The organism is Aeromonas sp. QDB34, from assembly GCF_027705405.1.
Classification (GTDB): Bacteria; Pseudomonadota; Gammaproteobacteria; order Enterobacterales; family Aeromonadaceae; genus Aeromonas; species Aeromonas hydrophila.
In genome coordinates, this window is the sequence record NZ_JAPDBT010000003.1 from 322,603 (window position 1) to 339,825 (window position 17,223).

General features: G+C 61.0%; 17 protein-coding genes. 10 read left to right on the forward strand and 7 right to left on the reverse strand.

What is annotated here, in order from left to right:
* Positions 1-74: 74 nt before the first annotated feature.
* Positions 75-1,925, reverse strand: coding sequence for a DUF3413 domain-containing protein (locus tag OKC29_RS07480; RefSeq protein ID WP_016350314.1), 1,851 nt, complete (start codon positions 1,923-1,925; stop codon positions 75-77).
* 43 nt (positions 1,926-1,968) lie between these two features.
* Positions 1,969-2,196, reverse strand: coding sequence for a DUF1414 domain-containing protein (locus OKC29_RS07485; protein WP_011705556.1), 228 nt, complete (start codon positions 2,194-2,196; stop codon positions 1,969-1,971).
* Positions 2,197-2,269: 73 nt separating this feature from the next.
* Here OKC29_RS07485 and yejK point away from each other — a divergent pair, with 73 nt between their 5' ends.
* The 5 genes from yejK (at position 2,270) to OKC29_RS07510 (ending at position 8,733) form a co-directional block, all read left to right on the forward strand.
* Entirely contained in the window at positions 2,270-3,319 is a 1,050-nt protein-coding gene (yejK, locus tag OKC29_RS07490; protein ID WP_162275656.1) for a nucleoid-associated protein YejK, read from the forward strand.
* A gap of 395 nt (positions 3,320-3,714) precedes the next feature.
* Entirely contained in the window at positions 3,715-4,896 is a 1,182-nt protein-coding gene (gene malE, locus OKC29_RS07495; protein ID WP_011705558.1) for a maltose/maltodextrin ABC transporter substrate-binding protein MalE, read from the forward strand.
* Positions 4,897-4,971: 75 nt separating this feature from the next.
* Complete coding sequence (gene malF / locus OKC29_RS07500) at positions 4,972-6,624, forward strand: maltose ABC transporter permease MalF (RefSeq protein ID WP_017409931.1); 1,653 nt, start codon at positions 4,972-4,974, stop codon at positions 6,622-6,624.
* A gap of 12 nt (positions 6,625-6,636) precedes the next feature.
* On the forward strand, positions 6,637-7,527 hold the full coding sequence (malG, locus tag OKC29_RS07505) for a maltose ABC transporter permease MalG (RefSeq protein WP_005299600.1): 891 nt from the start codon (positions 6,637-6,639) through the stop codon (positions 7,525-7,527).
* 69 nt (positions 7,528-7,596) lie between these two features.
* Entirely contained in the window at positions 7,597-8,733 is a 1,137-nt protein-coding gene (locus OKC29_RS07510) for an ABC transporter ATP-binding protein (RefSeq protein ID WP_011705560.1), read from the forward strand.
* A gap of 115 nt (positions 8,734-8,848) precedes the next feature.
* Here the strand turns inward: OKC29_RS07510 and ppk2 are convergent, their stop codons facing one another.
* Complete coding sequence (gene ppk2 / locus OKC29_RS07515; RefSeq protein ID WP_044799747.1) at positions 8,849-9,664, reverse strand: polyphosphate kinase 2; 816 nt, start codon at positions 9,662-9,664, stop codon at positions 8,849-8,851.
* Between the two features lie 112 nt (positions 9,665-9,776).
* Between ppk2 and OKC29_RS07520 the strand changes: the two genes are divergently transcribed.
* Positions 9,777-10,577, forward strand: a complete 801-nt coding sequence (locus OKC29_RS07520) for an alpha/beta fold hydrolase (RefSeq protein WP_043121940.1) — start codon at positions 9,777-9,779, stop codon at positions 10,575-10,577.
* A 107-nt stretch (positions 10,578-10,684) separates the two neighbouring features.
* Here the strand turns inward: OKC29_RS07520 and OKC29_RS07525 are convergent, their stop codons facing one another.
* The 3 genes from OKC29_RS07525 to OKC29_RS07535 are packed head-to-tail and all read right to left on the reverse strand — an operon-like array spanning position 10,685 to position 12,852.
* Positions 10,685-11,491, reverse strand: a complete 807-nt coding sequence (locus OKC29_RS07525; RefSeq protein WP_073349705.1) for a MipA/OmpV family protein — start codon at positions 11,489-11,491, stop codon at positions 10,685-10,687.
* Positions 11,492-11,526: 35 nt separating this feature from the next.
* Positions 11,527-12,594 (reverse strand): AI-2E family transporter, encoded by a 1,068-nt coding sequence (locus OKC29_RS07530; protein WP_073349707.1) that lies wholly within the window; start codon positions 12,592-12,594, stop codon positions 11,527-11,529.
* Between the two features lie 15 nt (positions 12,595-12,609).
* Positions 12,610-12,852: a sulfurtransferase TusA family protein gene (locus OKC29_RS07535; RefSeq protein WP_011705565.1), complete on the reverse strand. Its 243-nt coding sequence runs from the start codon at positions 12,850-12,852 to the stop codon at positions 12,610-12,612.
* 128 nt (positions 12,853-12,980) lie between these two features.
* On the opposite strand from OKC29_RS07535, the gene OKC29_RS07540 reads away from it, so the two are divergent.
* Positions 12,981-14,435, forward strand: a complete 1,455-nt coding sequence (locus OKC29_RS07540; protein ID WP_348981351.1) for a beta-barrel assembly-enhancing protease — start codon at positions 12,981-12,983, stop codon at positions 14,433-14,435.
* Between the two features lie 119 nt (positions 14,436-14,554).
* On the opposite strand, the gene OKC29_RS07545 is transcribed toward OKC29_RS07540, so the two are convergent.
* The gene (locus OKC29_RS07545) at positions 14,555-15,037 is read right to left on the reverse strand and encodes a TlpA family protein disulfide reductase (RefSeq protein WP_073349708.1); all 483 of its coding nucleotides are present in this window, start codon (positions 15,035-15,037) and stop codon (positions 14,555-14,557) included.
* A gap of 60 nt (positions 15,038-15,097) precedes the next feature.
* Here OKC29_RS07545 and arsC point away from each other — a divergent pair, with 60 nt between their 5' ends.
* The 3 genes from arsC (at position 15,098) to OKC29_RS07560 (ending at position 17,205) form a co-directional block, all read left to right on the forward strand.
* Positions 15,098-15,448 (forward strand): arsenate reductase (glutaredoxin), encoded by a 351-nt coding sequence (gene arsC / locus OKC29_RS07550; RefSeq protein WP_073349710.1) that lies wholly within the window; start codon positions 15,098-15,100, stop codon positions 15,446-15,448.
* A complete protein-coding gene (locus OKC29_RS07555) occupies positions 15,445-15,840 on the forward strand; it encodes a DUF2069 domain-containing protein (RefSeq protein WP_016350325.1) in 396 nt (131 codons plus the stop codon). The genes arsC and OKC29_RS07555 overlap by 4 nt, the downstream gene beginning before the upstream one ends.
* A gap of 294 nt (positions 15,841-16,134) precedes the next feature.
* Complete coding sequence (locus OKC29_RS07560) at positions 16,135-17,205, forward strand: linear amide C-N hydrolase (protein WP_073349711.1); 1,071 nt, start codon at positions 16,135-16,137, stop codon at positions 17,203-17,205.
* Positions 17,206-17,223 lie beyond the last annotated feature (18 nt).

Sequence of the window (17,223 nt, forward strand, 5' to 3'; positions counted from 1 at the left end):
TGCTGATGCCAAGGTGATATCGGCAATAAAAAACCCGCTGCAGGAGCGGGCTTTCAAGGGGCACGAGGCGGCTATCAGGGGGCGCGATAGAAGCGGTTCAGCTCGTTCATCACCTGGATCATGACGCCCATGTCGGGGGTGCCGTGCTTGATGGGACGGTAGCTGTTTCGCTCCAGCAGCTCGAAGTCACCCTGCTTGTTGAAGTGGGTGATGGTGTTGCCCTGATAGATGGCAAAGTCGCGTTGATCCCCCGCCAGCAGCCAGTTGCGCGGGCTGGTGTCGAACAGGTTGCGGCCGATGCTGTAGTCCCGTGGCGCATTGCGCACTCCCAGCATGCTCTGCATCAGGGTCGGCACCAGATCCAGGTGGCTGCTCACCGGGCTCGTCGGCAGGGTATCGTTGCCCGGCCAGGCCAGCACGAACGGCACCTGCACCTGATAGGGCGAGTAGTTGGTGCCATAGCCCCAGCTGTTGTTCTGGGTCTCGTTGAACTCCTGACCGTGGTTGGCGGTGACCACGACGATGGTCTGCTCGCCGAGCCCCTGCTGTTGCAACTGGGCCAGCATCTGTTCCAGCAACTGGTCGGTATAGAAGACCGCATTCTTGTAGCGGTTCTCCAGCTTCACCAGATTCTCGGCCTGATAGGCGGTGGCCGGGTTGAACTTGGTGAGCTCCGGCTGGAAGGGCCCCTTCACGTTGGCCGGCAGCTGATAGTCACCCGGGCTCGACAGATAGACCAGCGAGAACCAGGGTCGGTCCGGCGAGCGCTTGGCGAGCCACTGCTGCCAGTCGCCGATGAGCTGGGTGTCGTCGGTCTGCTCGGAGACGAACACCTGCTTGCGCAGGCCGGAGAGAATGCTCTGGCGGTACTTCTGGGCATCCTCCAGAGCGCCAAACAGGCCGAACTGGTAGTCCTGGCGCAGCATCTCGTCGAACAGCACCGGCGGCGTCTTGTCGTTGCGAATGTCGTCGTAGTAGTGACCCGGCAGGCCGTAGAACAGGCTGAACATCCCCATCACATCGTCGTTGCCGCCGCTCATGTGGTTGGCAAAGTTGAGGTGCTGATCCGCATAGCGCTGCAGATTGGGCATGTTGATGTTGTTGAGCATGTCGGCACGTAGGGAGTCGACCACCACGATCAGCAGGTTCTTGTGGGTCAGCGGGGCGTTGACGCTGAGCGGACGCAGCGGGTAGCGCAAGCGGCTCGCATTGTCACCATCCTGTGATTCGGCCTTCTTCTCGTACTGATCCAGATCCAGCCAGCCGTGCTTGGCGAGGAAGCTCTTGGCGGTCATCGGGTAGGAGAGCGGGAAGTTGGCGCGCTGCATGGTGATGGGCTGATACAGGGTGGCATCGGCCCAGCTGTTGACCACGTGGGTCAGGATGAAGCAGACCAGCAGGGCCAGCCCCACCTGATTGCCGTACTGACGGCGCTTGCGCTTGTTGATCTTGCGCCAGACATAGGCCGACAGCAGCAGCTGCACCAGGAAGATGGTGGGCACCGCCACGAAGATGATGCTCCAGATCGAGCCCTCCTCGGTCTGGGCCTGATCCAGCAGCAACTGCCACACCTGGCCGTTGAGGTGGAACTTGAACAGCTGGAACACCTGGGTGTCGATGAGCAACAGCACCAGCGCCAGGGTGGCGATGATGGCCGAGATGAAGCGCAGCGGCTTCTCTTTGGGCAGCACGAAACTCAGGGGGAAGATCGTCAACAGATAGGTGACAAAGCTCAGAAACGAGAAATGACCGATCCAGCTGATGATGAGATAGGTCACGCCGAGCGTGGTCGACGGCCAGCTGATCGCCCCCAGGTAGCGGGTGGCAATCAGCATGGCCAGAATGATGTTGAAGAAGGAGAACCAATGCCCCCAGGTGATCAGGCGAGAAACATTATCACGATAGGGGTTGCCGGTTTCGACCATAGTGATCCATCTGCTTGAAAAACATCAAAGAATGCGAAGAGACTCAGTGAGCATCGTGGCGATGATCCACCGAGGCGGTGAGCGCCTGGATGTATTTTTCGGTGATCGCCTGACGCTGGGCCGGGGCCATGCCATTGATGATATTGGTGGTCAGGTTGCCGAGCACCATCAGACTCAGATCTACCGGCGCTTTGTGCTTCTCCAGGGCGGTGATCAGGTCGTTCATCAGGGCGTCAAACTGCTCGTTATTGTACTTTGATACGATGGGCATAATCTTGGGTTCATCTCGGTTCAAAGCGCCTTATAATACTTCACCCTTTCGGCTAACACTATGGCTTTGTGACATGAGTCTCGATATCGACAAGATCATTCTTCACTCCCTGCGCCAGGGCGGCGATGGTCAACCTCACGCCGACACCCGCAGCCAGCTCCTGCCTGCCGATGAGGCGGTACAGGGGCTGATGGCGGAGCTGCATCGCATTTACAACGGCAAGGGGGGCAAGGGCTTCGGCTTCTTTGCCGACCCCGAGGCCACCGTCGCCGAGCTGGCGGAGGGGGAGAGCGCCCCCAAACAGCCTTCTCCGCTCTTTCGCATCGCCCTCGAACGGCTGCTCGGCGAACAGACCGACTTCGTTCCCTTCTCGGTCGAGATGACCCAGCTGCTGGTCAAGCAGCTGGTGGAGCACGCCCTCGACGAGCAGGGGGTGCTGCTGTTTGCCAAATACAACTACGTGGGGGTGGATTATCTGATGATCGCCCTGCTGGAAGGCAAGGAGAGCGTCACCGTCAGCGAGGCGCTGGAGCTGCGTCACATCCAGTATCTGGATATCGGCAAATTGAACCTGGTGGCCCGCATCGATCTGACCGAATGGAAAACCCAGCCGGATTCTCGCCGTTATATCACCTTCAGCAAGGGTCGGGTCGGTCGCAAGCTGGGTGACTTTTTCATGGATCTGCTGGGTGCCCGCGAGGGGATGGATGCCAAGATCCAGAATAAGGGGCTGCTGCAGGCGGTGGACGATTATTGCGACAGCCGTCAGCTCGAGCCGGCCGAGCGCAACGACTACAAGAAACAGGTCTTCAAATATTGCACCGAACAGGCCAGCGCCGGTGAAGAGATCGAGATCAAGGAGCTGTCAGCGGAATTGCCGGGCGATGGCGATCTCGATTTTTACAGCTTCATCGGTCAGGAGTACGAGCTGGAAGATCGCTTCCCGGCTGATCGCTCCACTCTGCGCGGCTTGACCAAGTTCGTCGGCTCCGGCGGCGGGCTGACTTTGAGCTTCGAGCAGAAGCTGCTCAACAGCCGGGTGTTCTACGATCCCCAGACCGATACCCTGACCATCAAGGGGGTCCCGCCCAACCTCAAGGATCAGCTGCTGCGTCAGTCGTAATGTGATCTGCTTTCCAGTTTTGGCAAAAAGACACCGCACTTCGCTGCGGTGTCTTTTTATTTAACGGGGTAGGCAGCAGCGAAACCAACTCGGTGCTTTGTTAACAAATTAAACAGAATAATCCCCGTGAAAGGGTTTTCAGTGAGGTGAAAACCCTTTCATTCATGTTTTTTTATTTCTCTTTGGTAATTTAATTTCTTAATTTGGCGATAAATATGCCAATGAATGGCGATAACCCCCTGAAATAAGAAAATGTTTTCAGAACTTTCTGGAAGAAAATACGTAATTGCGTTTCAAAAATGCGAGTTGCGTCATGTGAGGCGGTAACGGCTTGGGATAATATTCATCTCGCACACAATGCTCTTACAGCGCGGAACTAATACAAGGAAAGGCTCATGAAAAAGAAATTGCTGTCATCCCTGATCGGTCTGGCTACTCTGGGCGTGGCTTGCTCTGCCACTGCCGCCATTGACGAAGGTCAACTGACCATCTGGATTAACGGTGACAAGGGATACAATGGTCTGGCCGAAGTAGGTAAGAAGTTTGAAGCCGAAACCGGCATCAAGGTGACGGTTGCGCACCCTGATCAGGTGGAAGTGAAATTCCAGCAAGCCGCTGCCACCGGCAACGGCCCGGACATCTTCTTCTGGGCTCACGACCGTTACGGTGAGTGGGTCAAGGCCGGTCTGCTGGTCCCCGTGACCCCGAATGCAGCCACCAAAGCCAAGTTTGAACAGTTCGCCTGGGATGCCATGACCGTCGATGGCAAGACCTACGGCTACCCGGTTGCCGTGGAAGCGGTCAGCCTGATTTACAACAAGGATCTGCTGCCGGAGCCGCCGAAGACCTTCGAAGAGATCGCCAAGATTGACGAGACCCTGAAGAAGAACGGCAAGCGCGCCATCATGTGGGCCTATGACACCCCCTATTTCAGCTACCCGCTGGTGGCTGCCAATGGTGGTTATGCCTTCAAGAAAACCGCTACCGGTTATGACGTGAAAGACACCGGCGTGGCCAACGCGGGTGCCAAGGCCGGTGTCGGTTACATCTCCGAGATGATCAAGTCCGGTCACCTGGAAAAAGGCATCGACTACGGTGTGATGGACGCCAAGTTCAACAAGGGCGAAGTGGCCATGATGATCAACGGTCCCTGGGCTTGGAGCAACCTGGACAAGAGCGGCATCAAGTACGGCGTAGCGCCGCTGCCGACCCTGAAGGGTAAACCGGCCAAGGCCTTCGTCGGCGTGCTGGGTGCCACCATCAACGCTGCCAGCCCGAACAAGGATCTGGCCATCGAGTTCCTGGAAAACTACCTGCTGACCGACGCCGGTCTGGCTCCGGTCAACGCCGACAAGCCGCTGGGCGCCGTGGCGCTGAAATCCTTCCAGAAGACCCTGGAGTCCGATCCGCACATCAAGGCAACCATGCAAAACGCCCAGAATGGCGAGCCGATGCCGTCCGTGCCTGAGATGAGCCGTTTCTGGTCCTCCTTCGAAACTGCCCTCAAGAACGTAACCTCCGGCCGTCAGAGCGTTGACGAAGCCCTGGATACCGCTGCCAAGCGTATCGTTCAGTAAGCACGCACTACCCGGGAGGCCGCAATGGCCTCCCACTCTCTCAAATCTCTCTTGGCGTTATAAAGGTTAATTGGCATGGAAGTAGTACCTTCTATTGAATCCTATGCCGGTCCGAAGGATAAGCACACCTGGCTTAAGTGGACCATTGCTGCTCTGGTAGCCATCCTCAACGGTTATGCAGCCGTGATGATGTACGCCAGCGGTGAGTGGGTATTCGCTCTGCTGGACCTGGTGGTGGTCTCCGTCGGTCTGTATGTCTTCATGAACAAGAAGACCTATGCCCACCGCTATATCTTCCCCGGTGTGGCCGGCATGGTTGTTTTTATCATCTTCCCTCTTGCCTACACGATCGGCATCGCCTTCACCAACTATTCGGGATCCAACCTGCTCTCCATCGAGCAGGCGCGAGATTACCATCTGAAAAAAACCTACAAGGTGGCGGGCGGTGAATTCGATTTCACCCTCTTGGGTGGTGAGAACAATCAGTTTCAGCTGCTGCTGAAACAGGACGACCAATCCTTTATCAGTCAACCCGTTACCCTGATGAGCAACAAGGCCCGTGAACTGGCTGTCCGCGAGGGCAGAGTCCATGAGCCGGTACAGGTTGTTCAACTGCAACCCCTGGCAGGGGAGGCCGTGGACAAGGTGGCACCCATCCGGGCCATCGTCGACCATCGCACCCACCTGAGCGCACTCGATCTGGTGCTGCCGGATGGCGGAACTCACCTGACCCTGAGCAGCCTGCGCAAGTTCGCCGCCCAGAAGCAGCAGTACACTCGTCTGCTGGACGGTGCCGTGCTCAAGTCCGGGGTGGTGATCAAAGACAGCAACCTGCTGCGTGACAACCAGAGCGGCGAGCTGATGCTGCCCAACGGCGACACCGGCTTCTATCAATACATCGACGAGCAGGGCCAGTTTGTCGGCAAGAGCGTGGCACCAGGCTTCGTGGTGAGCGTGGGCTGGAAGAACTTCGCCCGCATCGTCACCGATCCGGGTATCCAGGCACCGTTCCTGCAGATCTTCATCTGGACCGTGATCTTCTCCGCCTGTTCGGTGGGCTTCACCCTGGCCATCGGCATGGTGCTGGCTTGTCTGGTGCAGTGGGAGTCCCTCAAGGGGCGCGGCTTCTACCGGGTCATGCTGATCCTGCCCTATGCCATCCCGGCGTTTATCTCCATCCTGGTGTTCAAGGGCTTGTTCAACCAGAACTTCGGTGAGATCAACCTGTTCCTGGAAGCGGCGTTCGGCATCAAGCCGGACTGGTATACCAACCCCTTCCTGGCCAAGGTGATGATCCTCATCGTCAATACCTGGCTTGGCTACCCCTACATGATGATCCTCTGCATGGGCCTGCTCAAAGCCATTCCGGAAGATCTCTATGAAGCGTCCGCCATGGACGGTGCCGGTCCGGTGCAGAACTTCTTCAAGATCACAGTGCCGCTCTTGATGAAGCCGCTGACACCGCTGTTGATTGCCTCGTTCGCGTTCAACTTCAACAACTTCGTGCTCATCCAGTTGTTGACCAACGGCGCGCCGGACATCATAGGCGCCAGCACCCCGGCCGGTACCACCGACTTGCTGGTGAGCTACACCTACCGGATCGCGTTCCAGGGCTCGGGTGGTCAGGACTACGGTCTGGCCAGTGCCATCGCCACCGCCATCTTCCTCATCGTGGGTGCGCTGGCCTTGCTCAACCTGAAATTGTCCAAAGCCGACAAGCAACTGTAAGGAGGCTTCAACATGGCAATCGTACAACCCAAATCAGTCAAATACCGGGTGTGGGCAACCCACCTGGTGATGTGGGGCTTCCTGGCACTGATCATCTTCCCGCTGATCATGGTCATCGCCATCTCGTTTAGAAACGGCAACTTCGCGGTAGGGGAGATCATCCCCTCCAACCCGACCCTGGATCACTGGAAGCTGGCGCTGGGCATGTCCATCACCAACGCCGACGGCAGCATCACGCCGCCGCCGTTCCCGGTGCTGACCTGGCTGTGGAACTCCATCAAGATCGCGGGCATCACCGCCCTGATGATCGTGGTGCTCTCCACCACCTGTGCCTACGCCTTTGCCCGCCTGCGTTTTCGTGGCAAGTCCACCATTCTGCAGGGCATGCTGATTTTCCAGATGTTCCCGGCGGTGCTGGCACTGGTGGCCATCTATGCACTCTTCAACAAGATTGGTGACTACATCCCCTGGCTGGGTCTCAACACCCACGGCGGTCTGATCCTGGCCTACATGGGCGGCATCGCCCTGCACGTCTGGACCATCAAGGGCTACTTCGAGACCATCGACTCCTCCCTGGAGGAGGCGGCGGCCATCGACGGTGCCACCCCGTGGCAGGCATTCCGCCTGATCCTGCTGCCGCTGTCGGTGCCCATCCTGGCGGTGGTGTTCATCCTGGCCTTCATCGGTTCCATTACCGAGGTGCCCATGGCCTCCATCCTGCTGCAGGATGTGAACAATCTGACCCTTGCGGTCGGGGCCCAGCAGTACCTCTATCCGCAGAACTACCTGTGGGGCGACTTTGCCGCAGCCGCCGTGCTGTCGGGCTTCCCCATCACGGTTGTCTTCCTGCTGGCACAGCGCTGGTTGGTAGGTGGTCTCACTGCCGGCGGCGTGAAAGGTTAAGGTTCATGGCCGGGGGAGCCGACTCCCCCCGTCATCACGATTTGCAAAGATTCAAGAGCGGAGCTCGACATGGCTGAAGTAGTACTCAACAACGTTCGAAAAAATTACGACCCGGCTGTTCACAAGGACACCCTGCGCAATATCAACCTGGCCATCAAGGAAGGGGAGTTCATCGTCTTCGTCGGTCCGTCCGGTTGCGGCAAGTCCACCCTGCTGCGGATGATCGCGGGTCTGGAAGACATCACCAGCGGCGAGCTGACCATCGGCGGTCGTTACATGAACGACGTGCCGCCGGTAGAGCGCAACGTGGGCATGGTGTTCCAGTCCTACGCCCTCTATCCGCACATGAACATCTACGAGAACATGGCCTTTGGTCTGAAACTCAAGAAGATGGACAAGGAGAACATCCACAAGCGGGTGATGCGCGCCGCCGAGATCCTGGGTCTCGAGCCGCTGCTGGACCGCAAGCCCAAGGCACTCTCCGGCGGTCAGCGCCAGCGGGTCGCCATCGGCCGCTCCATCGTCCAGCAGCCGCAGGTGTTCCTGTTTGACGAACCCCTGTCCAACCTGGATGCCGCCCTGCGGGTCAAGATGCGCATCGAGATCGCCAAGCTGCACAAGGAGCTCAACTCCACCATCATCTACGTGACCCACGACCAGGTGGAGGCGATGACGCTGGCCAACCGCATCGTGGTGCTGAGTCCGCTCAAGGGCGAGGCGACCACCAACCTGGAGCAGTTCGGCACCCCGCTCGAGCTCTACCACAACCCGGACAACAAGTTCGTGGCCGGTTTCATCGGCTCTCCCAAGATGAACTTCCTGGCCGGTGAGCTTGTGGAGATTGGCGAGCAGGAGTGCGTGGTCAAGCTGACCACCGGCGATACCGTGCGTGCCCGGGTCGATGCCCGCAGCGGCGCGGTCGGCGACAAGGTGGAGCTGGGCATTCGCCCCGAGCACCTGGTGCCGCTGGATCACCCCCATGCCGACAGCAAGGTGAGCGGGGTGGTGCAGGTGGCCGAACACCTGGGGGCCGAATCCTTCGTCTACATGGACGTGGCTGGGCACGACTTCACCGTCAAGGCCAGCTCAGACGTGGACGTGGCCACCGGCCAGCAGTACAGCGTCGGCATTCCGGCTGAAGCCTGCTACCTGTTCGATGCCAAGGAGCAAGCCTTCCCGCGCACGGCCAAATACATCCGCACCTGACCAGGGGCGGCTGCCGAGGTTTTCCTTTCTTTAGATTCAATGCCTTTTTGCCGGTCGCAAGACCGGCTTTTTATTGCCTGCCGTTTGGCGAGAACGGCAGGCGAGGTGGCAGGGCTCAGCCCTCGAGTGAGGCGGTAATGTCGGGCACGAAGTGCTGGCTGGCCAGCGGCGGGCGCTCATACCCCTCGGTGTTGATGGGGGGCAGGGTGATGGGCTCGTAGTGGATCGCCTCATAGGGCACCTTGCCCAGCAGGTGGGAGATGCAGTTGAGGCGGGCGCGGCGCTTGTCGTCCGCCTCCACCACGAACCAGGGGCAATCCTCGGTGTCGGTGTAGGTGAACATGTCGTCCTTGGCGCGGGAGTACTCCACCCAGCGCGAGCGGGACTGCAGGTCCATCGGGCTGAACTTCCAGCGCTTGATGGGGGTGTTGATCCGCTCCTTGAACCGTTTCTCCTGCTCCTCGTCGCTGACCGAGAACCAGTATTTGATCACCGTGATGCCGGCGCGGATCAGCATCCGCTCGAACTCGGGGCAGGCCCGCAGAAACTCGCGATACTCGTTGTCGCTGCAAAAGCCCATCACCCGTTCGACCCCGGCCCGGTTGTACCAGGAGCGGTCGAACAGCACCATCTCGCCAGCGGCGGGCAGGTGCGCCACGTAGCGCTGAAAGTACCACTGGGAGCGTTCGCGATCCGAGGGGGCGGGCAGCGCCGTGACCCGGCAGACCCGGGGGTTGAGGGGCTCGGTGATCGCCTTGATGACGCCTCCCTTGCCGGCGGCGTCGCGGCCCTCGAACAGCACCACTACTTTCAGCCCCTCCTGCTTGACCCACTCCTGCAGCTTGACCAGCTCCTCCTGCAGATGGGCCAGGTGGTGCTCGTAGGTTTTCTTGTCCAGGCGCGGGCGTTTCTTGCTCTTGTCCTTCGGCATGCTCTTCTCCTTATTGACACTTTTCCAGATTGCACCAGGCAGGCGTCACTGCCAAGAGGGTCGTGCTACACTGCCGCCCCGTCAATAGTCGGCACCAGAAACAGGAGAAAACATGAAGCAATTTATGGAGATCGCGGGCCGCCAAATGGCCTATCTGGACGAGGGGCAGGGCCCGGTACTGTTGTTTGGCCACAGCTACCTGTGGGACAGCGCCATGTGGGCGCCGCAAATCGAGGCCCTCAAGGGACAGTATCGCTGCATCGTGCCCGAGCTGTGGGGCCACGGCGATTCCGACGCGCTGCCCGAGGGGGCCTGCACCCTGGCAACCCTAGCTCGCGATCATCTGGCGCTGCTCGATGCGCTCGGCATCGATGAGTTCGTGCTGGTGGGTCTCTCCATCGGCGGCATGTGGGGCGTCGAGCTGGCACGCATGGCACCCGCGCGCCTCAAGGGCCTGGTGCTGATGGACAGCTTCGTCGGTCTCGAGCCGCAGATCACCTGCGAGCGCTACCTCGGCATGCTGGCGATGATCGAGCAGCTTGGCACCATCCCGGCCCCCATCGTCGAGCAGGTGGCGCCGCTGTTCTTTGCCGACCAGCCGGATGCCGACCTGATGAGCGGTTTCAAGGCGCGTCTCGCCGCCTGGCCAGCCGACAAGGTGGCCGCCATGGTGGCGGTGGGCCGCAGCTTCGTGACCCGCGAGGATCGCATCGAGTGGCTGGAAGCGATCAGCGTGCCTGCGCTGGTGATGACCGGCAGTCAGGACAAGGCGCGGCCGGTGCTGGAGGGCTATCTGATGGCCGAGGTGCTGGGTTGCCCGTTCAAGGAGGTCCCGGCGGCCGGCCACATCGCCTCGCTGGAGAACCCCGCCTTCGTCAATGAGCAGCTGGGCGCGTTTCTGGCTGCGCTGTAAGCCTGAATTGGTAGCCTGAGTAGGCTGCACTATCAGCCTGACGATGGTCGTGAAAAAGGGAGCCGAGGGCTCCCTTTTGTTTGTTCGTATCTCACGGCGAATCACCGTTACCAGATATAGCCGAGGGCAAATCCTGCATAGAGTTCGCCATCGTGCTGGACGATGGGGCTGTTTTTAATATCCCGATCATACAATTCGTAGTTCATGGCAAACATGCCAATCCAGTTGGGGCTGAAGCGATAGCTGGTGATGAGCGCCGCCATGGGGGAGAGGGTTGACCCCGTATCCCAGGCCGGGCGCTGGGCGGTGGCCTCGCTTTCGGAGATGCCGCCGAAGTAGTAGTTGGCCATCTTGTCGCTGCGCAGCATCACCCCCATCCCCGGCATGATCAGCAGGTTGTCGCGCTGGATGGGGAAGTCGGCCCACAGCAGTAGCTCCTGACCCTTGCTGCGGCCGGTGATGTCGCTGTTGGCCCGCACGGTCAGCAGGGCGTAGGGAGTGATGATGTTGCCACCGATCCCGCCTTCCAGCTGCCATTTGCGCTGTTCCATGCCGGTGAAGGCGGGCGAATCCTCGGGATCCAGATTGCCAAAACGCACCCGGCCATAGCCATACAGGGCGACATGTTCATCCTTGTGGAAGTAGTAACGCGCCCGATCGCCGAGAAACATGAACTGCTTGCCGAAGTAGATAAAGCCCGGGATGGCGTAGGTGGCATTATCCTGCGCCTCATAGCGGGCTTGTCCCCCGATGAGCGCCGCACCGGCGACAAAGCCTTGTGGCACCGGGCTGGTGGGACTGTCGCTGGTGAGCAGAACCATGGAGCCAAGGTCGATATCGGCACGGGCGGGCATGGCGGCCGCGAGGAGCAGGGCCGTCAGCCCTGCTGCTCTGATTTGACGCAAAAAGGTCATGGACACTCCGTTGTCACGATTGCATGGGAAGTGGGTTATTTCGCGGCGGGCAGCTCTTCGCGCTTGGGCCAGGCGTTGAGCACCGCCTTGACCAGGGTGGCGAGGGGAATGGCGAAGAAGACCCCCCAGAATCCCCACAGGCCGCCGAATACCAGCACGGCGATGATGATGGCCACCGGATGGAGGTTGAGCGCCTCGGAGAAGAGGATGGGCTCCAGCACGTTGCCGGTGAGTACCTGAATAACGGTGTAGACCACCATCAGCCAGGTGAACTCCGGGGTCAGTCCCCACTGGAACAGGGCCACCATGGCCACCGGTACCGTCACCGCCGCGGCGCCTATGTAGGGGATCAGCACCGAGAAGCCGACCGCCACCGCCAGCAGCACCGAGTAGCGCAGCCCCAGCATGGCGAAGGTCACATAGCTGATCACCCCGACGATCAGGATCTCGATGACCTTGCCGCGGATGTAGTTGAGGATCTGCTCGTTCATCTCCACCCAGACCCGGTTGACCAGGGTGCGGTTGCGCGGCAGGAAGCGGCGCAGTCCGCCCATCAGGATCTGCTTGTCCTTGAGCATGAAGAACACCATCAGCGGCACCAGGATGGCGTAGATGAGGATGGCCACCACGTTGATGAGAGAGCTGAGGGAGGCGCTCACCAGCTGTTCGCCCCCGGTCAGGATGCGCTGGCGGATGTTGTCGATGATGGTTTCCACCAGGGTGACGTTGATGAGCTCGGGGTACTGCTCCGGCAGGGTGCGCACATAGTCCTGGGCATGGGAGAGCATGGCCGGGGACTCCTTGGCGAGGTTCAGCCCCTGGCTCGCCAGGGTCGGGATGAGCCCGAGGAAGGCCATGGCGGTGAGGGCGATGAACAGCAGCAGGATGAGACTGGTGGCCAGGGTGCGCGAGAGCCCGGCCCGCTGCAGCCGGCTCACCGGCCACTCCAGCAGGTAGGCCATCACCAGCGCCACCAAGAGCGGCGCCAAGAGATCACCGAACAGCCAGAGCACGGCGAAACAGGCCACCAGCAGCAGGAACAGGGTGACGGCATCGGGATCGGAGAAACGGGTCTGATACCAGCGCTTGATGACTTCTAACATGGCGACATCCTTAGGTTACTGGGGCTTGCCGTGGTGCTGGGCCCCAACCACCAACTGCAAAGAGAGGGTATTGTCTGGCGCCTCCTGCAACGTGAAGGCATGACCCTGGCGTTGCAGATAGGCGGGAATGTCCTGCCGGGAGCCGGCATCGGCCAGCCGGATGGACAGGGATTGACCGGCGTTGGCCTGACGCAGCCAGAGCTTGAGCCGGATCAGCGGCTCGGGGCAGCGCCAGGGGGTCAGGTCGAGGTATTCCATGGAGGCTCCATCGCGCGTGAGGCGGCTATTATGGCCGTGATGAGAGCGCGAAACAACGCTTGTAGCCCTTGATGGGCAAGGGTATTCTGCCGGTGTCCCGGTAGGGTCTGATTGGAGATAGAGATAACGTGGCACGCTTTTCCCCCCTGATGGCATCGCTCCCCCTGCTGGCTTCCCTGATGGGTGCCACTTTCCATGCCCAGGCCAACAACCAGCTTCCCGACATCGGCACCGCCGGGGTGGCCGCCCTGCCCATCGAGCAGGAGGTGCGCTACGGCAACGCCTTCATGCGCTTTGCCCGGGCCGGCTTGCCGATCATCGATGATCCCGTGTTGAGCCAGTACATCGACGATCTGGGTCAGCGGCTGCTCTCCAACGCCGATGGCGTGCGTTTTCCGTTCACCTTCTTCCTGATCAACGACCCCAGCATCAACGCGGCCGCCTTCCTCGGCGGGCGGGTCAAGGTGCACACCGGCCTGTTTCTCTATGCCGACAGCGAGAGCGAACTCGCCTCGGTACTGGCGCACGAAATCACCCACGTGACCCAGCGCCACATCGCCCGCTACATGGAAGCGCAGGCGAGCAGCTCCGCCATGACCCTGGCCGGGCTGGTGGGCTCCATCGCGCTGGCGGTGATCAACCCCACCGCGGGCATCGCCGCGCTGCAGACCACGCTCGGTCTCTCCATGCAGTCGGCCATCAACTATACCCGCGACAACGAATACGAAGCGGACCGGATCGGCATGAAGACCCTCTACGACGCCGGCTTCGATCCCATGGGCATGGCCAACTTCTTCCAGAAGCTGGCGGCCGAGTATCGCTATGCCAGCAAGCCGCCTGAGATGCTGCTGACGCACCCGCTGCCGGAGACCCGGATCAGCGAGGCGCGCGCCCGGGCGGGCAGCTATGGCCGCCGGGATCTGCCGCCGAGCCTCGACTTCTGGCTGGCCAAGGTGCGCATTCAGGTGCGTTTCGGCACCGAGAGCCCGCAGGCCCTGCTCACCTATTTTGACAACCGCCTGCAGAAGGGGGACTACCCGCTCAAGGATGCGGCCACCTACGGCAAGGCGCTGGCGCTGCTGCAGCTCAAGCGTACCGACGAGGCCGATGCCCTGATGCAGGAGCTGGCGACTCGCCACCCCGAAGATCTGTTCGTGGTGGATGCCCTCACCGACATCGACTTGGCCAAGGGGCGCAGCGCCCAGGCCATCGCCCGGCTTGAGAAGTTCCGCACCCGCATGCCGGACAACGAGGTGGTGGTGGTGAACCTCGGCAACGCCTATCTGGAAGGGGGCAACTACAAGAAGTCCATCGCCATTCTCGACCCCTATGCCCGCGAGCACGAAGAGAACAACCTGGCCTGGAGCCTGCTCTCCGATGCCTATCGCAAGGCGGGCAGGATGACCGATCTGCACATGGCACGGGCCGAGATGCTCTCCCTGCGCGGTGACTACCAGGCGGCCATCGACGAGCTGATCGTGGCGCGCGGTACCACCAACGACAAGTTGACCCTGGCCAGACTGGAGGCGCGCATCACCGAGCTGGAGCGGGCCAAGAAGGATCTCGACAGCCTCAAGGGCTGACGGGCCAGCGGCTCTCACCCACAACAAGGGCGCACCTCGGTGCGCCCTTGTCGTTTTATGATGGCGAAGAGAATGGCGGGAACGCCAGCCGGCTGGCTTTTTCGCAAGGGTTTGGGCGCTCAGTGGCCAACCGGCTTGACGGATGCCCTGAGGGCTTCGAGTCGCGATGGGGCGAGCTCGCCCACCAGGGTCTGCTGGAGCTTGCCCTCGCCATCGAGCAGATAGCTGGTGGGCAGCCCGGCGGGGCGGGGGAAGGGGAGGCTCGCCTCCTGCCTAGCGATGAGCAGCGGCACCTTGATGTGGTACTGCCCGGCCAACTTGGCGAGCTCGGCCGGGGTGGCCGGGTCGTAGTTGACCATCACCACGACAGTTTGCCCCTCCCGTGCCAGCGCCTCCAGCAGCGGTATCTCCCGCAGGCAGGGGGCACACCAGGGGGCGAAGTAGTTGACCAACAGCGGCTTGCCGGCAAAGTCGGCCAGGGCCACCGGCTGGTTCTGGCTGTCGGTGAACTGGGGGGGCGGGCTGCAGGCCGTCAGCAGGCCGGCCACAATCAGCCAACAAATTCGTTTCAATTCCTGCGCTCTCGCGCTTACCCTGACCATCAGTTTCCCCTACAATAGCGCCGTTTCTTGTCCCATCTTGCGATTAATCAGGGAGTTATCATGAGCGAGACCCAAATCTACCACAATCCGCGCTGCTCCAAGAGCCGTGAAACCCTGGCCTTGCTGGAACAACACGGGATCGCCCCGGATGTGGTGCTCTATCTGGAGCAGGCCCCGAGCGAGGCAGAGATCCGCACCCTGCTGAGCCAGCTGGGGTTCAGCGATCCGCGTCAGCTGATGCGCACCAAGGAAGATCTCTACAGGGAGCTGGGGCTGGGCGAGGTGAGCGGCGACGCCCTCATTCGCGCCATGCACCAGTATCCCAAGCTCATCGAGCGGCCCATCGTGATCAAGAACGGTCAGGCCCGCATCGGCCGTCCGCCCGAGCAGGTGCTGGAGATCCTCAAGTGAGCACCCGCTTCGCCCGCCTGCTGACCCTGGTCGGCTTCTTTGGCCTGCTGGGCTGGGTCATCCTCTGGCATCTGTGGCTCTCGCCCCATCCCGACCTCAACCCCTGGCTGCTGCCGGTGATCTGGACGGTGCCGCTGCTGTTCCCGCTCAAGGGGATCGTGCAGGGCAACCCCTACACTCACGCCTGGGGCAACTTCGTGCTGATGCCCTACTTCCTGCATGCCCTGACCCTGATCACCACGGACGAGGGGGAGCGTTGGCTGGCGGTGGTGGAGCTGGTGTTCACCGTGCTCGCCTTCATCGGCACCATCTATTACGCCCGCCTGCGCGGCCGCGAGCTGGGCCTGAGCATTCGCAAGAAGAAGGGTGAGCCTTCGGCGCAAGATCACTGAGGTCCGCGTCAGCGCGTTAGGTATCTGCAAACCGGACCTGGAGTCCGGTTTTTTTATGGATGCGCTGCCCAGGCATGACACGACCGGGGTGGACTGACTGCTGGTGGGGCAAGGGCTTGCTGGCAACGCAGATGTCCGCTGTATCTCGCTGATCTTGCAGCAACTATGTCGACCTGATCACATCTTGGCCGCCGCGAGGTGGGAGGGGGGCGGGCAGCTGACTATCCTCATTAAGCTCCCATACAGCGGCCGCCGTTAGCCTGTCGTTTTCACCAGCCTTGAGTGATGCACCCTATGAAACGCCAATCCCGCCCCCTGTTCCAGAAAACCTTGTTGGCCTTGACCATGGCCCTGTCGGTCAGCTCGCTGGCCGATGCCTGCACCCGCGCCGTTTATCAGGGCGATGGCGGTCTGGTGGTGACCGGTCGTACCATGGACTGGCGCGCCGCCATGCCGACCAACCTCTGGGCCTTGCCGCGTGGCATCGAGCGGAGCGGGGCGGCCGGTCCGCACTCCATGACGTGGAACGCGCGCTATGGCTCCCTGGTTGCCGCGGGGTTTGACGCGGGTACCGCCGATGGCATGAACGAAAAGGGGCTGGTGGCCAACCTGCTCTATCTGACCGAGTCCGAGTATGTGACTCCGAGCGACAAGGATCCGCGCAAGACGCTCTCCATCTCCCTCTGGGCCCAGTATGTGCTGGACAATTTTGCCACCGTCAGCGAGGCGGTCGCCGCCCTGTCGAAGGACGAGTTCTATGTGGTGACCACCCTGACGCCCGATGGCAAGCCGGGCCAGCTGCACCTCTCCATCTCGGATGCCAGCGGTGACTCGGCCATTTTCCAGTACGTGGATGGCAAGTTGCAGATCCACCACGACCGCAGCTATCAGGTGATGACCAACTCCCCCGTGTTCGACAAGCAGCTGGCACTCAATGAGTACTGGGAGGAGATAGGCGGGCTCACCATGCTGCCGGGCACCAACCGGTCGGCGGATCGTTTCGCCCGGGCCTCTTTTTATATCAAGACCCTGCCCAAGACGAATCAGGCCAATGAGGCCGTGGCCGGTGTGATGAGCGTGATGCGCAACGTCTCGGTGCCCATGGGGATCAGCACCCCGGATCAACCCAACATCTCCACCACCCTGTGGCGCAGCGTCTCGGATCAACAGCATCGCCGCTATTTCTTCGAGCTGACCCATCTGCCCAACACCTTCTGGGTGAGCATGGACCAGCTGGACTTGAGTGCGGGCGCCCCGGTCAAGAAACTCCCGCTGACCGAGCGTCAACTCTATGCGGGCGAAACGGCGGAGAAGTTTGTGCCGGCCAAGGCGTTCACCTTCCTGCCTGCCACGCCAGGGGCCTGATGAAGCGTTGGTAGAAGG

What these genes read in the sequence shown, in the direction of transcription:
- OKC29_RS07480 (WP_016350314.1), bottom strand. Translation starts at nt 1,925, where the DNA reads ATGGTCGAAACCGGCAACCCCTATCGTGATAATGTTTCTCGCCTGATC.
- OKC29_RS07485 (WP_011705556.1), bottom strand. Translation starts at nt 2,196, where the DNA reads ATGCCCATCGTATCAAAGTACAATAACGAGCAGTTTGACGCCCTGATG.
- yejK (WP_162275656.1), top strand. Translation starts at nt 2,270, where the DNA reads ATGAGTCTCGATATCGACAAGATCATTCTTCACTCCCTGCGCCAGGGC.
- malE (WP_011705558.1), top strand. Translation starts at nt 3,715, where the DNA reads ATGAAAAAGAAATTGCTGTCATCCCTGATCGGTCTGGCTACTCTGGGC.
- malF (WP_017409931.1), top strand. Translation starts at nt 4,972, where the DNA reads ATGGAAGTAGTACCTTCTATTGAATCCTATGCCGGTCCGAAGGATAAG.
- malG (WP_005299600.1), top strand. Translation starts at nt 6,637, where the DNA reads ATGGCAATCGTACAACCCAAATCAGTCAAATACCGGGTGTGGGCAACC.
- OKC29_RS07510 (WP_011705560.1), top strand. Translation starts at nt 7,597, where the DNA reads ATGGCTGAAGTAGTACTCAACAACGTTCGAAAAAATTACGACCCGGCT.
- ppk2 (WP_044799747.1), bottom strand. Translation starts at nt 9,664, where the DNA reads ATGCCGAAGGACAAGAGCAAGAAACGCCCGCGCCTGGACAAGAAAACC.
- OKC29_RS07520 (WP_043121940.1), top strand. Translation starts at nt 9,777, where the DNA reads ATGAAGCAATTTATGGAGATCGCGGGCCGCCAAATGGCCTATCTGGAC.
- OKC29_RS07525 (WP_073349705.1), bottom strand. Translation starts at nt 11,491, where the DNA reads ATGACCTTTTTGCGTCAAATCAGAGCAGCAGGGCTGACGGCCCTGCTC.
- OKC29_RS07530 (WP_073349707.1), bottom strand. Translation starts at nt 12,594, where the DNA reads ATGTTAGAAGTCATCAAGCGCTGGTATCAGACCCGTTTCTCCGATCCC.
- OKC29_RS07535 (WP_011705565.1), bottom strand. Translation starts at nt 12,852, where the DNA reads ATGGAATACCTCGACCTGACCCCCTGGCGCTGCCCCGAGCCGCTGATC.
- OKC29_RS07545 (WP_073349708.1), bottom strand. Translation starts at nt 15,037, where the DNA reads ATGGTCAGGGTAAGCGCGAGAGCGCAGGAATTGAAACGAATTTGTTGG.
- arsC (WP_073349710.1), top strand. Translation starts at nt 15,098, where the DNA reads ATGAGCGAGACCCAAATCTACCACAATCCGCGCTGCTCCAAGAGCCGT.
- OKC29_RS07560 (WP_073349711.1), top strand. Translation starts at nt 16,135, where the DNA reads ATGAAACGCCAATCCCGCCCCCTGTTCCAGAAAACCTTGTTGGCCTTG.